The sequence below is a fragment of the Methylocystis sp. Se48 genome, from assembly GCF_056269425.1.
Window position 1 is genome coordinate 1090863 of sequence record NZ_CM149850.1, and the last position, 14419, is coordinate 1105281.

At 66.0% G+C, this 14419-nt stretch carries 16 protein-coding genes; 10 read left to right on the forward strand and 6 right to left on the reverse strand.

Annotated elements, in window-relative coordinates; genetic code table 11:
- Positions 1-60: 60 nt before the first annotated feature.
- Together ACV959_RS05350 and ACV959_RS05355 are read left to right on the forward strand one after the other, a co-directional pair.
- A complete protein-coding gene (locus ACV959_RS05350) occupies positions 61-1773 on the forward strand; it encodes a hypothetical protein (protein ID WP_475738885.1) in 1713 nt (570 codons plus the stop codon).
- A gap of 116 nt (positions 1774-1889) precedes the next feature.
- Positions 1890-2357 carry a L,D-transpeptidase gene (locus ACV959_RS05355; RefSeq protein WP_475738886.1) on the forward strand — a complete coding sequence of 156 codons (468 nt, stop codon included), beginning with the start codon at positions 1890-1892 and terminating at the stop codon, positions 2355-2357.
- 33 nt (positions 2358-2390) lie between these two features.
- Here ACV959_RS05355 and ACV959_RS05360 read toward each other — a convergent pair whose 3' ends face one another.
- The 3 genes from ACV959_RS05360 to ACV959_RS05370 are packed head-to-tail and all read right to left on the reverse strand — an operon-like array spanning position 2391 to position 3273.
- The gene (locus ACV959_RS05360; RefSeq protein WP_475738887.1) at positions 2391-2618 is read right to left on the reverse strand and encodes a GDCCVxC domain-containing (seleno)protein; all 228 of its coding nucleotides are present in this window, start codon (positions 2616-2618) and stop codon (positions 2391-2393) included.
- Positions 2619-2625: 7 nt separating this feature from the next.
- Positions 2626-2886, reverse strand: a complete 261-nt coding sequence (gene merP / locus ACV959_RS05365; protein ID WP_475738888.1) for a mercury resistance system periplasmic binding protein MerP — start codon at positions 2884-2886, stop codon at positions 2626-2628.
- 39 nt (positions 2887-2925) lie between these two features.
- On the reverse strand, positions 2926-3273 hold the full coding sequence (locus tag ACV959_RS05370) for a mercuric transporter MerT family protein (RefSeq protein WP_475738889.1): 348 nt from the start codon (positions 3271-3273) through the stop codon (positions 2926-2928).
- 71 nt (positions 3274-3344) lie between these two features.
- Here ACV959_RS05370 and merR point away from each other — a divergent pair, with 71 nt between their 5' ends.
- Positions 3345-3749, forward strand: a complete 405-nt coding sequence (merR, locus tag ACV959_RS05375; RefSeq protein ID WP_475738890.1) for an Hg(II)-responsive transcriptional regulator — start codon at positions 3345-3347, stop codon at positions 3747-3749.
- 66 nt (positions 3750-3815) lie between these two features.
- Here the strand turns inward: merR and ACV959_RS05380 are convergent, their stop codons facing one another.
- Positions 3816-5138 carry a methyl-accepting chemotaxis protein gene (locus ACV959_RS05380; protein WP_475738891.1) on the reverse strand — a complete coding sequence of 441 codons (1323 nt, stop codon included), beginning with the start codon at positions 5136-5138 and terminating at the stop codon, positions 3816-3818.
- A 113-nt stretch (positions 5139-5251) separates the two neighbouring features.
- Here ACV959_RS05380 and gshB point away from each other — a divergent pair, with 113 nt between their 5' ends.
- From gshB to corA, 4 genes are all read left to right on the forward strand, one after another.
- Positions 5252-6208, forward strand: a complete 957-nt coding sequence (gene gshB, locus ACV959_RS05385) for a glutathione synthase (RefSeq protein ID WP_475738892.1) — start codon at positions 5252-5254, stop codon at positions 6206-6208.
- A gap of 5 nt (positions 6209-6213) precedes the next feature.
- Positions 6214-9027 carry a [protein-PII] uridylyltransferase gene (locus ACV959_RS05390; RefSeq protein ID WP_475738893.1) on the forward strand — a complete coding sequence of 938 codons (2814 nt, stop codon included), beginning with the start codon at positions 6214-6216 and terminating at the stop codon, positions 9025-9027.
- Between the two features lie 69 nt (positions 9028-9096).
- Positions 9097-9705 (forward strand): nucleotide exchange factor GrpE, encoded by a 609-nt coding sequence (gene grpE, locus ACV959_RS05395; RefSeq protein WP_475738894.1) that lies wholly within the window; start codon positions 9097-9099, stop codon positions 9703-9705.
- Positions 9706-9713: 8 nt separating this feature from the next.
- Entirely contained in the window at positions 9714-10739 is a 1026-nt protein-coding gene (gene corA / locus ACV959_RS05400) for a magnesium/cobalt transporter CorA (RefSeq protein WP_475738895.1), read from the forward strand.
- Between the two features lie 54 nt (positions 10740-10793).
- On the opposite strand, the gene ACV959_RS05405 is transcribed toward corA, so the two are convergent.
- Entirely contained in the window at positions 10794-11111 is a 318-nt protein-coding gene (locus ACV959_RS05405; protein WP_475738896.1) for a hypothetical protein, read from the reverse strand.
- Here ACV959_RS05405 and tnpA point away from each other — a divergent pair, their 5' ends adjacent.
- From tnpA to tnpC, 3 genes are all read left to right on the forward strand, one after another.
- Positions 11112-11564, forward strand: coding sequence for an IS66-like element accessory protein TnpA (gene tnpA / locus ACV959_RS05410; protein ID WP_475736305.1), 453 nt, complete (start codon positions 11112-11114; stop codon positions 11562-11564).
- Complete coding sequence (gene tnpB / locus ACV959_RS05415) at positions 11561-11917, forward strand: IS66 family insertion sequence element accessory protein TnpB (RefSeq protein WP_475736306.1); 357 nt, start codon at positions 11561-11563, stop codon at positions 11915-11917. Before tnpA ends, tnpB begins: the two co-directional genes overlap by 4 nt.
- Positions 11918-11986: 69 nt before the next feature.
- The gene (gene tnpC, locus ACV959_RS05420) at positions 11987-13519 is read left to right on the forward strand and encodes an IS66 family transposase (protein ID WP_475736307.1); all 1533 of its coding nucleotides are present in this window, start codon (positions 11987-11989) and stop codon (positions 13517-13519) included.
- A gap of 9 nt (positions 13520-13528) precedes the next feature.
- Here tnpC and ACV959_RS05425 read toward each other — a convergent pair whose 3' ends face one another.
- On the reverse strand, positions 13529-14404 hold the full coding sequence (locus tag ACV959_RS05425; RefSeq protein WP_475738897.1) for a hypothetical protein: 876 nt from the start codon (positions 14402-14404) through the stop codon (positions 13529-13531).
- Positions 14405-14419 lie beyond the last annotated feature (15 nt).

Consider the following 14419-nt stretch of genomic DNA (forward strand, 5'->3'; position numbering starts at 1 on the left):
GTCGCGGCGTGCAAGCTCCCGGTTCGTCCCGCTCCCCGGCTGATGCGGAAAGCTCAATCCATGCAAAAACTTGTCCACCGAAACGGCATGGCCGCGCTCGCCCTGCGCCTCGGATTCGGCTTGGGAGCGGCCCTTTTTCCGCTGGCGGTTCTCCAGGCGGCGGAAGGCGACGTCGTTCTCGACGATCTCGTCTTCACGCTCGGCGCCTCGACCTACCGGATCCCGCATCTGGAGTTGAAGGGGGCGACGCTTCCGCCCGCCGAATTGTCCGCGCTGTTCACAGGCGACGAAAAGACAATCGACGCCCGCCTCGCGCGGCTTTCGGCCAGGAGCCTGACGGTTCCCTCGCTCATCGTCGAATCGCGGGCGGGCGCGACGGTGGAGCGCAGCGTCTATCGCGACGTCGTCGCACAGGATGTCGCGAACGGGCGAATCGCGCTCGCGCGCGCTGCCGGAGCCGAGCAGACCGTCGAGAAGCCGGAGGGCGGATCGGGACGCTATCTCTGGGGCGCGAGCGTCGCGAAGGGAATCGACCTCAGGCAATTCGTCCATCTCGCGCTCGCGGCTGTCCCCGATCCCGTGGAGGCGATCAAGCCGCTGATCGACGAGGAGAGCGTCGAGTCGCTTTCATTCGAGGAGAAAGGCGAAAGATTCTCGGTCAGGACCGGCAGGCTCGCCGTCTCGGGCGTGAAGGGGCGCGCCTCCGCCGTGCGTCTGTCGCAGCTTCTCGAACGGCTGGAGAAGCCGGCCCCGGACCCAACCACGCTCGGCGATCTCGTCGGCGCGCTCGCGGCCTTCGAGGCGGCCGCGCTCGAGGCGCGCGATGTGACGGCGAGCGGCAAGGGCGAGCCGGCGGAAAAGCCTTACGTGATCCGCATCGGCCGCGTCTCGGCGAAGAAAATCGCCGACGCCGCGCTGGGCGACGTCGCGGCGGATGATTTTTCGCTCGTCTCTTCCGACGGCGGAAAGATCGCGCTGAAACATTTCGCCCTGCGCGATGCGCAGCTTTCCTCGCTCGTCGACGCTCCCTACCCGCGTCTCGGGCGAATCGAGATGAAAGGGCTCGACGCCGATCTGCCCGACGCGCGGCTGGGCGAGCCGGCGCGAATGAAATTCCGTCTCGACGGCGGGGAGGCCGAGTTCGCCAACTACCGCGAGATTGCGCCCACCAAATTCTCCATGCGGATGGACCGCCTCGCGATCGACCTCGCCGCGCGCGGCGAAGCGCCGTCGACGGCGCAGTTCATCGCGCTCGGCTACCGCGACCTCGAATTCTCGGCGGCTTTCGCGGGCGAGTGGCGCGAGAAGACGCAGGAGGCGGTTTTCTCGCCGATCCATGTGCAGGGCAAGGACATGGGCGCCGCCACGCTCGGCGCGACATTCGGCAATGTCTCGAGCGCGGTTTTCTCGCCAATGACGATCGTCTCGCGCGCGGCGGCGCTCGCCGCATCCCTGAAAGCCGTCGATCTCACGGTCGAGGGCGGAGGGCTGCTGGACCGCATTCTGGCTGCGGAGGCGAAGGCGGCGAAGACGCCGCTGGAAAAGGCGCGCGCCGATTATGCGAAGGCCGCGGGAGACGCGGTTGCGGCGCTCGGCGGGGGCGGAGAGAAGGCGAGACGCATCGGCGACGCGGTCGCGGCATATGTTTTAGCGCCCAAGCGCCTGCATCTGCGGCTCGACGCCGGGAAAGGGATCAACGCCCTCGACGCCTTCGCCAAGAAGCCGGGCGACCTGCTCGAAAGCGTCGAGGTGGAGGCGACAGTGGAGCGCTGACGTTGTTGCGGCGGCGATTTGCTCCCGCCGCGTGCCGCCGCGCACAGAAGCCCGCGGCGCATCCTCTAGATTGCCGGCATCGGGTTCGAACGAGCCGACAACCTGGGGAGGATCACATGTCGAAGAATTTCCATAAAGCCGCGCGCAAGGCGCTCGTCGCGGGCGCCGTTTCCACCGTCATGTTCAGCGCCGCGGCGGCGCGCGCCGAGGTCGCAATCGATGTCGACCTCGTCTCGCAGACCATGCATGTCGTCTCGTCGGAGGGCTCTTACGACTGGCCGGTGTCGACGGCGCGCGCGGGCTTCACGACGCCGCGCGGCCATTTCGCGCCGATCGGCATGGAGCGGATGCATTACTCGAAAAAATACCACAACTCGCCCATGCCCTATTCGATCTTCTTCCGGGGCGGCTACGCCATTCACGGCACCTATGCGACCGCCGCGCTCGGAACGCCCGCGTCGCATGGCTGCGTGCGGCTTTCGCCGGCCCATGCGCGCCAGCTTTACGAGATGGTGCAGCGCGAGGGCGCCAGCATTTCGATCATGGGCGCGCCGCGCGGCGTCGAGCGCTACGCCAGCCGGTGAGGCGGCGGGCGGCCGGGAGCCGCCGGCGGCGGCCTAACCGCCCGAACAGCAGGCCGTCCCGCGCCCTTGCTCCCGCGCCTCCTGAATTGGCGGACACGGAACGTCGCCGAAGGAGCAGAAGACGCAGCAATCTCCCGCCTTGGGCTTCAGTAGCGCGCCGCAGCCCTTGCACTGGTAGAAGAACTGACAGGCGTCGGTGGGCATGGTCTCGGTTGAGCGATGGCCGCAGGCCGGACAGCAAATGGTGGATTGAAGCTGCATCGCCGGCTCACTCGACGCTGGCCGGATAGCCTGCATCGGCCGTCGCCTTCAGCAAGACATCGGCGTTCGCCTGGTCGGGGTCGAAAGTCACCGTCGCGGTTTTCTTGGCGGGATCAACCTTGACGGCCGATACGCCGCGAACTTTTTCGAGCGCCTTTCTGACCGTGATCGGACAGATCGCGCAGGTCATGTTTTGCACGGAGAGGGTCACCGTTTGCGGCGCGGCGGCCCGCGCGGCTAAGGGCCACGACGCGGCCGCGGCCGCCAAGAGCCAAATCATGGGGCGGCGCATGACGCTTCCTTTCTTTCAGTAGAACAGCGGCGCGAACCAAGGCGCCGCGAGAAGCCCCAGCAACGGCAGGGCGGTCGTCCAGAATGTCAGCCGCTGGCGTCTCGCGACCGCCGGGTTGGCGCACGCCGCTCCTGTTTCGCAGCGCGGCGCGGCGAGATGGAGTCGGTGATACGCCAAGCCCAGGAAGACTAGCGCGAGACCGGTAAACATAGGGCGGTAGGGCTCCAGCGCCGTCAGATTGGCGATCCATGCGCCGCCAACGCCAAGGCCCAGAAGCACAAGGGGGCCGACGCAGCAAAGAGACGCGCCGATCGCAGCCAGCGCCCCAGCGAGAAGCGACGCCCTCGGGCTGAACGGAATCATTCGACCTTGCCTCTCCATTTTCCGGGAAGGATTATAAGGTCCGTATCATGGTACGGCTTCAAGAGGCCCCAATGGCGCGACAGGCGATGACGATCGGTCGGCTCGCGGCGGCGGCGGGCGTCAATGTTGAAACGATTCGCTACTATCAGCGTCGCGGGCTGCTCGACGAACCGGAGAAGCCGTTTCGCGGCTGCCGGCGATATCCGCCCGGCGCGGCGCGGCGCGTGCGCTTCATCAAACGCGCGCAAGCCCTGGGGTTCACGCTGGAGGAAATCGCCGGGCTCTTGCGCCTGGACGGCGAGGGCTGCTGTTCGGACACACGCGCCCTCGCCGAGCAAAAGCTGGCGGCGATCGAGCAAAAATTACGGGGTCTGACCGCGATGCGAGATGCGTTGGCGGATCTCGTCGGCCGTTGCGGAGATGAGCCCCCGGCGCGACGTTGTCCGATCATTTCCGCCCTGGCGCAAGACGGATGAATTTTTAATGTCCGGCGGGGGCGGCGCTCCCGCCGGAGGTTTGACCGCGTTGCGGCCCACGGCTTCTCAGCCCGCGAGACTGCGCGCCAGTTCGTCCGTGTGGGCGTGCATGCGGCGGGCCATGGCGTCGATTTCGCGGGCCATGCTCACCATGGCCTCGACGCCGGCTCCGGTCTGGGCCATGGCGTTGGCCACCTGATCGGCGTGGGCCGACATGGCGCCGGCGCTCGTCGCGGCGGAACGGACGCTGCGGGCGATCTCCTTGGTTGCGGCGTCCTGCTCATGGACGGCGTGCGTGATGATCGCCGAAATATGCTCGACTTCGGCGATCTTGGACTTGATCCGCTCGATCGAGGCGACCGACTGGTCGGTCGCGGCCTGAATTTCCGCGATCTGGTCGGCGATGTCCTGCGTCGCCTTGCCGGTCTGGGTCGCGAGGCTCTTCACCTCCTGCGCCACGACCGCGAAGCCGCGCCCGGCCTCGCCCGCGCGGGCCGCCTCGATGGTCGCGTTGAGCGCGAGCAGGTTCGTCTGGGCGGCGATGCGCGAAATCAGGTTCACGACGTCGCCCACGCGATTGGCGGCGGCGGCGAGGCGCAGCATCTCGGCGGAGGAGCCGTTGGTCTCGACCACGGCCTGGCGGACGACGGCCGTCGACTCGACCGCCTGCTTGCTGATCTCGCCGATCGCGGCCAGAAGCTGTTCGGAGGCGGTGGCGACGGACGCCACGTCGGCGGCGGCCTGGGTGGAGGCCGTGCGGGCGAAATCGCTGTCGGCGCGGGCGCGGCGCTCCTGCACGATCATTTCCTCGGAGGAGGCGGCCATGCGCTTGGTCATTTCCCCGAGCTTCGCCGTGGTCGCCGAAAGCTCCACGGAGTAGTGCTCGACCTTGTCGCGGATCGCGGCCTCGCGGCGCAGGCGCTCCTCGCGGTCGTCGCGGGCCTTGATCTCGGCGGCCATTTCGTTGTTGGCCCGCACTGCGTCGCGCAGCACGACGAGGGCGCGGGAGATGTCGCCGATCTCGTCCGTGCGGCCCGTTTCCTTGACCTCGATGCGCGTGTCGCCGGCGGCGAGGTCGGTCATCTGTCTGGCGATGGTCTTGATCGGGACGGCGATCGTCTGGTGCATGGTGGGCACCGAGACGCCCACCACTAGAAAACCGGCGACGAGCGTGCCGACGAAGAGCTGGATGGAGAGGGAGCTCGCCGCTTCATAGGCGGCGGTCGTCGCCGCCGCCATCTGAGCGTGGTCGGCCGCGCCCGCCGCTAGGGCGGTCAGGTCTCGGACGTTGATGGTGCCGAAATAGGCCGCAGCCCCCATCAGCAGCAGCAGCGCAAGAAAGAGGAACTGGCGGAAGACGAGGCCGGCGCCGATGGAAAGGTTGCGCATATGCTCGGTTGTCCTGCTATTGGAACGTCGGCAGGGTAAATGCGAGACTTTCACAGCCAGTTAACGGTCACGGTCGAGTCTCCGGCCGGTTCGGTCCCGGGTCAGGAGGGGTAATGCTAGAAATCGCGGTCCAGATGGACCCCTTGGAGCGGATCAATTTCGCCGGGGACTCGACCTTCGCCCTGATGCTGGAGGCGAAGCGGCGCGGCCACCGGCTCTGGTTCTACACCCCGGACCAGCTCTCGCTCGAGGGCGGGGGGCTCAGCGCGCGCGCCCGCCACATCGAGGTTTTTGACGACCCTGACCGCTATTATGCGCTCGGCGAGGCGACCGATCTCGATCTGATTCGCATGGACGTGGTGCTGCTGCGTCAGGATCCGCCCTTCGACCTCGCCTACATCACCTCGACGCATTTTCTGGAGCGCATCCAGTCGCGGGTTCTGGTGGTCAACGATCCCGGCCACGTCCGCAACGCGCCGGAAAAGGTCTTCGTGATGGAGTTCGCGGATCTCATGCCGCCGACGGTCATCACCCGCGACCGGGCGGCGATCGAGCGTTTCCGGGCCAAATACGGCGACGTCGTCATGAAGCCGCTTTACGGCCACGGAGGCGCGGCGGTCTTCAAGGTGACCCCGCGCGACCCGAATTTCGGCTCGCTCTTCGACATGTTCAGCGCGACGTTTCGCGAGCCATGGGTGGTGCAGCAATTCCTGCCCGAGGTCGCGAAGGGCGACAAGCGCATCATCCTGATCGACGGCGAGGCGCTGGGCGCCATCAACCGTGTGCCGGCCCAGGACGACATCCGCTCCAACATGGTGCGCGGCGGCGCGGCGGCGGCGACCGAACTCGACGCCCGCGAGCGGGAAATCTGCGCCCGTCTGGGGCCGGAGCTGAAGAAGCGCGGGCTCCTCTTCGTCGGCATCGACGTGATCGACGGCCGGCTGACGGAGATCAACGTCACCTCGCCGACGGGCCTGCGCGCGCTAAAACGCGTCGGGGGGCCGGACCTCGCGGTTCCGCTGTTCGACGCGATCGAGAAAAGATTGACGGCGCTGCGCGCCGCGGGATGATCCAGATGGACAATGTGGTTTCGGCGAGCGCATTCGATCGCCTCGATCCGGCGACGGGCTTTCGCGGCCTGCGCGCGGCGCTGGGGCCGGCGGTCGCGGACGTCTGCAGGACCGAGAAGGGCCATGCGCGCCGCACGGCGGCGGTCGATCTTTTCCGTTCCGCGCTCGCAGAAGGGCGAGAGCGCGCCCGCGCGCGGCTGGAGGCGCGCGGCTCGGGATTGGCCTGCGCTCAGCTCATCTCGCAGCTTCAGGACGAATTGATCGGCGCCATCTACGATTACGTCGTCAATTACGTCTATCCGGCGGACAATCCGACATTCGCCGAGCGCCTCACGGTCGTCGCCGTTGGCGGCTACGGGCGCGGCATGCTGGCGCCGGGTTCGGACATCGACCTGCTTTTCCTGCTGCCCTACAAACAGACGCCCTGGGGCGAGAGCGTCGTCGAGGCGATCCTCTACGTCCTTTGGGATTTGCGCCAGAAGGTCGGCCACGCCACGCGCTCCGTCGCCGAATGCATCCGTCAGGCGCGCGCGGACATGACGATCCGCACGACGCTGCTCGAGGCGCGGTTCCTGCTCGGCAGCACGGAGTTGTTCACAGAGCTGCAGGAGGCGTTCGACAAGGAGGTCGCGCGCTCCGACGCCAGTGAATTCGTCGCCGCGAAACTCGCCGAACGCGACGCCCGCGTGCGGCGCGCCGGCGCCTCGCGCTATCTCGTCGAACCGAATGTGAAGGAGGGCAAGGGCGGACTGCGCGATCTCAACACGCTCTTTTGGATTTCCAAATATGTCTATCGCGTGCGCGACGTGAAAGAGCTCGTCGCCGCGGGCCTGTTCACCAGCGCGGAGCTGTCGCGCTTCGAACGGTGCGAGGAGTTCTTGTGGAGCGTGCGCTGCCACCTGCACTTCGCCACGGGCCGGGCGGAGGAGCGGCTTTCCTTCGACATTCAGCCGACGATGGCGAAGCGTCTCGGCTATCACGACCGCGCCGGCCTGTCGCGCGTCGAACGCTTCATGAAGCATTACTTTCTCGTCGCGAAGGACGTCGGCGATCTCACGGCCATCGTCTGCGCGGCGCTGGAAGAAAAACAGGCCAAGCCGCGCGCGATCTTCGACCGCTTTCTGCAACCCTTCCGGCGCCGTCGCAGCAGGGCGCCGCACGGCGATTTCATCATCGCGCACGACCGCATCAGCGTCGCCGACGCCGACGTGTTTCATCGCGATCCCGTGAACATCATCCGTCTTTTCTGGATGGCGGACCATCACGGCCTGCCGCTCCACCCCGACGCGCTGCGCGCCGTGACGCTGTCGCTGCGCGAGATCGACGCCGATCTGCGCAATGACAAGGAGGCGAACCGGCTGTTCCTCGAAATCCTGCTGTCGCGGAACATGACGGAAATCATTCTGCGCCGCATGAACGAAACCGGCGTGCTCGGCCGTTTCATTCCGGATTTCGGACGCATCGTCGCGATGATGCAGTTCAACATGTATCATCATTACACGGTCGACGAGCATTTGCTGCGCGCCGTCGGCGGCCTCTCCGATCTCGAAGCCGGGCGCCTGCCGGAGCATCAGCAGCTCGTGGGCGAAATCCTGCCCACCATCGTCAACCGCAAGGTTCTCTATCTGGGCCTCTTTCTTCACGACATCGCCAAGGGCCGCAAGGAGGATCACTCTCTCGCGGGCATGGAGGTGGCGCGCACGCTCTGCCCGCGGCTGGGGTTCACGCCCGGCGAGACGGAGACGGTCGCCTGGCTCGTCGAACATCATCTCACCATGTCGAGCTACGCCCAGAGCCGCGACCTGTCCGACCGCGTGACGATCGAAAGTTTCGCGGCCATCGTGCAGACGATGGAGCGGCTCAAAATGCTCTTCGTGCTCACGGTCTGCGACATCAACGCCGTGGGCCCCGGCGTGCTCGACGCCTGGAAATCGCAGCTTCTGCGCGTGCTCTACTGGGAGACGGAAGTCGTGCTCGGCGGCGGCCATTCCTCGGTCGACCGCAAGAGCCGGGTTTCGGCCGCCGTGGCGGAGCTGCGCGCCGCGCTGCCCGACTGGAGCGACGAGCAGTTCGACGCCTATGTGAAGCGCCATTATCCGGCCTATTGGCTCAAGGTCGACGTCGCCCGCAAGGTGCGTCACGCGCAAATGCTGCGCAAGCTCACGGGCGCCGTGACGCCGCTCGCGACCGCCGTTGAGCTCGACCGCACGCGCGGCGCCGTGGAGCTGACGGTCGTCGCGCCGGACCACCGACGGCTGTTGTCGATCATCGCCGGCGGCTGCGCAGCGAGCGGCGCGAACATCGTCGACGCGCATATTTTCACGACCGCCGACGGGCTCGCGCTCGACACCATCTTCTTCTCGCGCGCCTTCGATTTCGACGAGGACGAATTGCGCCGCGCGCGCCGCATCGCGGAGTTCATCGCCAAGGCGCTGCGCGGCGAGGTGATCGTCTCCGACGCGGTGAAGGCGCGCGTGAAGCAACATCAGGCGCACACCGCCTTTTCCATCGCGCCGGAAGTGGTGATCGACAACAGCCTCTCCAACGTCTACACGGTCATCGAGGTGTCGGGCCTCGACCGCGAGGGCCTGCTGTTCGACCTCACCAACGCGATTTCGAGACTCAATCTCAACATCGCCTCGGCCCATATCGTCACTTTCGGCGAGCGGGCGGTCGACGCCTTCTACGTCACCGATCTGACGGGCGCGAAAATCGTCTCGCCGCAGCGTCAGGGCGCGATCAAGCGTCAGCTTCTGGAGATTTTCGCGCCATCCGCCGAGAAGCGGCCGGGCAAGTCCCAGAATGTCGCGGCGACTTGATTTTGAGCGCCGCAGCGCAGATATCGTGGCGTTTGAGACGCGCCCCATAGCGAAAAGACGGACATGAGCATGAGCGACCAGAGCAACGCCGAGAACAACGCCCCGACCCCCCCGCAGGGCGCGGAGGGGGATCCGGCGCATGCGTCCTCCCTGTCGCAGCCCTCGGCGGAATCGAGCATCAACGAGCCAGAGCCCTTCACAGAGCTCGAAAATCTTTACGCCGAGAACGCCGGCCTCAAGGACAAGCTGCTTCGCGCGCTGGCCGAGGTCGAGAACGTGCGCCGCCGCGCCGAGAAAGAGGCGGGCGACGCCAAGCTTTACGGCGTCGCCAATTTCGCCCGGGAGATGCTGACCTTCGCCGATAATCTCCGCCGCGCGATCGAGAGCGTGCCGGCGGAGGCGCGCGCCGGGCTCGACCCGGCGGTTGCCGCCTTCGTGGAGGGCGTCGAGGTGACGGAGCGCGACTTCCTGTCGCGCCTGGCTCGTTTCGGCGTCAAGAAGATCGAGGCGCAGGGCGCGAAATTCGACCCCAATCAGCATGAAGCGCTGTTCGAGATTCCCGACGAGACGCTGCCGGCAGGCACTGTCGCCCAGGTCGTCGAGCAGGGCTACATGATCGGCGAGAGGGTGTTGCGCCCGGCGAAAGTCGGAGTCACCCGCGGCGGGCCGAAGGCCTGACCCCGCGCATGGACGCCTCCCCGCCGGAAGCGCCGCCCGCACCGAACGGCGAGGCCGGGTTCCGGCGCGGCGTCGTCAACGCCGTCGCCTATTGCAAAGGCGTCAAGGTCGCCGACATCGGGATCGAAGAAGCCGGCGATTGGGCGAAACGCCCGGATCACGTGGTCTGGATCGGACTTTACGAGCCTGATCTTGCGCTCCTGGAGCGCGTCCGGGCGCAGTTCGCGCTGCATCCGCTCGCGATCGAGGACGCCGCGAAGGCGCATCAGTTCCCCAAGCTCGAGGAATTCGACGACGGTCTGTTCATCGTCGCGCGCACGGCGCAGATGGTCGACGGCCGCGTGGCCTTCGGCGAAACCCATCTCTTCGTCGGCCAGGGCTATGTGGTCAGCGTGCGTCACGGCCCCTCGCGCACCTATGCAGAGGTTCGGCAGCGCAGCGAAGCGCGGGTCCAGCGGCTGTCGGAGGGCGAGGATTTCATCGTCTACGCCATCCTTGACTTCATCGTCGACAATTACTCCCCCGTGCTCGACAGCATCAACGATCAGGTCGACGACATCGAGGACCACGTCCTCACGACCACGATCGGGCCGGCGGAGATCGAGCAGCTCTACACCCTGCGCCGCGACCTGCTGCGTCTGCGCAACGCCGTGCTGCCGCTGGCCGACGTCTGCCGGCAACTGGAGCGCACCGACCTCGTGTTCGTCGACCCGGCGATGCGTCCGCATTTTCGCGACGTCCGCGACCATTTGCGCCGCGCGCAGGAGCGCATCGACACGCTACGCGAAACGCTGGCGTTCGCCTTCGAGGCGAGCCTGATGAACGCGCAGATGCAGCAGACCAATATCTCCCGCAGGCTCGCGGCCTGGGCGGCGATCCTCGCCGTGCCGACGGCGATCGCCGGCATATATGGCATGAACTTCGAGCACATGCCCGAGCTCAAGTGGGAATACGGGTATTTCATGGTCCTCGGCCTCACCTTCGCGATTTGCGCCGGGCTGTATTGGCGCTTCCGCAAGTCTGGCTGGTTGTAGCCGTCGGAGAAACGCCCCCGGCAAAGCCGGGGACGCCTTGGACCAAGTCTTAATTTACTGGCGGGCTCTGAATTGCACCGCGTCCGCCGGATCCCAGAGGACGAAGCCCGGCTGCACGCCCGCGCCCTGCGTGCTGCTGCCGATTTCCTGGTCTTCGCCGGTCGGCGACGTTCCGATGCCCACCGAGGACGCGAGAACGCCCAGCAGTCCGACATTATAAGTGCGGCCCGGGCATTGGCTGCTGGCCATGCCCTTGACGTTGAAACGCGCGTTCTGCGATTGCAGCGTCGAATATTCGTAAGCGCTGTTCTGCTCGCACCTGTTTTGAATGAGTTGGGGCGACGATAATCGGAGCGAAAGGGGCTCCGACACATGTCGATTTCAGAGCGTAAGCATATGTCGGAGCCTGAAGCAGCTCCGATGCGGCGGATCGAGGTTTTCACGGGCGCGGGACGCCGGAGAACGTGGGGCTCCGATCAGAAGGCGGCGATCGTCGCTGAGAGCTTTGCGGAGGACGCGAGCGTTTGTGAAGTGGCGCGGCGGCACGGTCTGACGGCGCAGCAGCTTTTTACGTGGCGTCGTCAGGCGCGCAAAGAGACCGAGGCTCGCGCGGACGCAGGCGCGCCGCCATTGTTTGTTCCGGCAATCATGCAAGGGCCTGCGCCCGCGCCGCCGGCGAAGCGCAAACGCCGCGCCGTCGACCAGGAAATTGGTTCGACGCCGACGATCGAACTTGAAATTGACGGCGTTACGGTTCGGGTCGGACGCGGCGCGCAAGCGAAGACCATCGCTGCGGTGATCCGGGCGTTGAAAGTCGCCAAATGATCGGCCCGACGGGCGCGGTGCGCGTGATGGTGGCGACGAAGCCTGTCGACTTCCGCAAGGGCGCAGAGGGTCTCGCGGCGCTGGTGCGCGAGACGATGCAGTGCGATCCCTTCGACGGCGCGATCTACGTCTTTCGCGCGAAACGGACGGACCGCATCAAGCTGGTCTTCTGGGACGGCACGGGCGTGTGCCTCTTCGCCAAGCGGCTGGAGGATGGCGAGTTCCGCTGGCCGAAGATCGAAGACGGGGTGATGCGGTTGTCGGCGGCGCAATTTTCGGCGCTGCTGGAGGGGCTGGACTGGCGGCGCGTCCACAGCGTGAAGGAGACGCCGGCGCCGGCCTTGGCGGGATGATCTGCGACACAATGAATCAGGGCGTCGAAGAGCGTCGAAAGACCGCAGAAAATATGGTCTTCTGTGTCTATGGCGCAGGCGGTCGAGACGCTTCCCGACGATCCGAATGAACTGAAGGCGATGCTCCTCGCCGAGCGGGCGCGCAACGAGCGCCTCGTTCAGATCATCAAGGAGATGCAGCGTCATCGCTTCGGACGGCGCGCAGAGACGCTTCCCGATGACCAGATGCTGCTGGCGCTCGAAGAGGTCGAGCAGACGGAAGCCGGCGCAGCGGCGGAGGGGGAAGCCAAGTCCGCCGCCGAACGCGAGAAGGCGTCCAGAAAGCGCCGCACGAACCGAGGCGCGCTGCCGGCGCATCTGCCGCGCATCGAGACCGTCGTCGATGTCGAGGACTACGCCTGCCCCTGCTGCAAGGGACTGCTGCACAAGATCGGCGAAGACGTCTCCGAGCGGCTCGACATCGTCCCGGCGCAGTTCCGGGTGCTGGTGACGCGGCGTCCCAAATACGCCTGCCGCGCCTGCGAGGGCGCAATCGTGCAGGCGCCGGCCCCGCCGCGGCTGATCGAGGGTGGACTGCCGACCGAGGCGGCAATCGCCCATGTGCTCGTCTCCAAATATGCCGATCACTTGCCGCTTTATCGCCAGGCGCAGATCTACGCCCGACAGGGGATCGCCCTCGACCGTTCGACGCTCGCCGACTGGGTTGGCCGCGCCGCCTGGCATTTGCGGCCCGTTCATGAGCGGCTTCTGGAACACATCCGGTCGTCGACGAAAATCTTCGCCGACGAGACGACGGCGCCGGTGCTCGACCCCGGGCGGGGCCGCACGAAAACCGGCCAACTTTGGGCCTATGCCCGCGACGACCGGCCATGGGGCGGCGCCGATCCGCCGATCGCCGTCTATGTCTATGCGCAAAACCGAAAGTCCGAGCAGCCGCTCGCGCATCTCGCTGGCTTCACGGGCGTCGTGCAGGTCGACGGTTACGCTGGCTATCGCGCGCTGGCGCACAAGAACAGCGTGGCGCTGGCCTTCTGCTGGTCCCATGTCCGCCGGCGCTTTTACGAACTCGCCGCGGCAGGTCCTGCGCCGATCGCCAGCGAGGCGCTCGAACGCATCGGCGCGCTCTACGCCATCGAGAGCGACGTCCGCGCGCAGAACCCGGATGACCGGCGCGCGGCGCGACAGGAGAAATCCCGCCCGATCCTCGACGCCCTCGAGCCATGGCTGCGTGAAAAGCTCGCGCTGATCAGCCAGAAGACCAGGCTCGCCGAGGCGATCCGCTACGCGCTCTCGCGTTGGGACGGCCTGGCGCGCTTCATCGACGACGGGCGCATCGAGATCGACTCCAACATCGTCGAGCGCGCCATCCGCCCCATTGCCCTCAATCGCAAGAACGCGCTTTTCGCGGGCTCAGACGGCGGCGCAGAGAATTGGGCGATCGTCGCCTCGCTCATCGAGACCTGCAAGCTCAATGGCGTCGATCCGCAGGCCTATTTGGCCGACGTTCTCGTGAAGATCATCAATGGCCATCTCGCGAGCAAACTCGACGAGCTCATGCCCTGGGCCTACGCGCAGCCGGTCGCTCTCGAAGACGTGGCCTGATAACAGCGGTTACGAATATTCGAAGTGGGCGCCGTTTACGAGTCGCCTGTTCGCCACGCCGAGCGGAACCGAATTCACGCTGTCGACGCAGACGTAGGATCCCGTGAAGGAATTTTCGCGCGAGTTCCACACGGTGAACTGAAGTTTGCTCTGATAGACGACGAAGTCCTGCCTCAGATCCTGGTTGCAGCTCACGACCGAGAGCGTGTTGTCGAAGGTCGTGAGATTGCCCAGAGTCGCCCGATTTGGCATGAATTTTGCGATGTTATAAGACGGGCAGGCGTCGTAGGTTCCGGCTCCGCCGCCGGTCAGGTTTAGTCGGCCGGGCGCGCCCTGCACCACGTTGTCCTGCTCCGGCAGGCCAGTCGCGCTACGCGCGACGAAGCTCCAGGGATTGTATCTGAAGGCCTGTCTGGGTTGGCGAACTCCCGCCGTCGAGTCATTCAGATCGATGACCGTGGCGGTCCCGGTGAGGTGATTGAACGCGATCTGATTCTGCCGTCCAGCATCCGTGGCGAAGCACGCCAGAGCGCCGCGATTCGCGTTTCCGGGATAGAAGCCGTTGGTTGGCCAGGCGGCGGGAGTCATCTGGTCGCCCTGCAAGGTTTTCACGTCCCAGGAGGCCGTGGCTTTGGCCGAGAGGTGGAAGTCGAAATCCACCCGGCCTTTTCTTTCGTTGACATAGTAACACTCAACATGGACGGCCGAGTTGGCGTCGTTGGAAATTTCGATGAGCGTATCCTGCGTGTCCGCAGGATCGACCGTGATGAGCGGAAAAATCAGCAAACTGCCCTTTTGCGACGTATTGGCCACGTTCTGCGCCGCGAAGGCCGATCCGGCGCAGAGCGCGACGGTCAGGGAAAGAGTCGAAGCTAAAGTTTTCATTATTACTCTCCTTTA

What these genes read in the sequence shown, in the direction of transcription:
- ACV959_RS05350 (WP_475738885.1), top strand. Translation starts at nt 61, where the DNA reads ATGCAAAAACTTGTCCACCGAAACGGCATGGCCGCGCTCGCCCTGCGC.
- ACV959_RS05355 (WP_475738886.1), top strand. Translation starts at nt 1,890, where the DNA reads ATGTCGAAGAATTTCCATAAAGCCGCGCGCAAGGCGCTCGTCGCGGGC.
- ACV959_RS05360 (WP_475738887.1), bottom strand. Translation starts at nt 2,618, where the DNA reads ATGCAGCTTCAATCCACCATTTGCTGTCCGGCCTGCGGCCATCGCTCA.
- ACV959_RS05370 (WP_475738889.1), bottom strand. Translation starts at nt 3,273, where the DNA reads ATGATTCCGTTCAGCCCGAGGGCGTCGCTTCTCGCTGGGGCGCTGGCT.
- merR (WP_475738890.1), top strand. Translation starts at nt 3,345, where the DNA reads ATGGCGCGACAGGCGATGACGATCGGTCGGCTCGCGGCGGCGGCGGGC.
- ACV959_RS05380 (WP_475738891.1), bottom strand. Translation starts at nt 5,138, where the DNA reads ATGCGCAACCTTTCCATCGGCGCCGGCCTCGTCTTCCGCCAGTTCCTC.
- gshB (WP_475738892.1), top strand. Translation starts at nt 5,252, where the DNA reads ATGCTAGAAATCGCGGTCCAGATGGACCCCTTGGAGCGGATCAATTTC.
- ACV959_RS05390 (WP_475738893.1), top strand. Translation starts at nt 6,214, where the DNA reads ATGGACAATGTGGTTTCGGCGAGCGCATTCGATCGCCTCGATCCGGCG.
- grpE (WP_475738894.1), top strand. Translation starts at nt 9,097, where the DNA reads ATGAGCGACCAGAGCAACGCCGAGAACAACGCCCCGACCCCCCCGCAG.
- corA (WP_475738895.1), top strand. Translation starts at nt 9,714, where the DNA reads ATGGACGCCTCCCCGCCGGAAGCGCCGCCCGCACCGAACGGCGAGGCC.
- tnpA (WP_475736305.1), top strand. Translation starts at nt 11,112, where the DNA reads ATGTCGATTTCAGAGCGTAAGCATATGTCGGAGCCTGAAGCAGCTCCG.
- tnpB (WP_475736306.1), top strand. Translation starts at nt 11,561, where the DNA reads ATGATCGGCCCGACGGGCGCGGTGCGCGTGATGGTGGCGACGAAGCCT.
- tnpC (WP_475736307.1), top strand. Translation starts at nt 11,987, where the DNA reads ATGGCGCAGGCGGTCGAGACGCTTCCCGACGATCCGAATGAACTGAAG.
- ACV959_RS05425 (WP_475738897.1), bottom strand. Translation starts at nt 14,404, where the DNA reads ATGAAAACTTTAGCTTCGACTCTTTCCCTGACCGTCGCGCTCTGCGCC.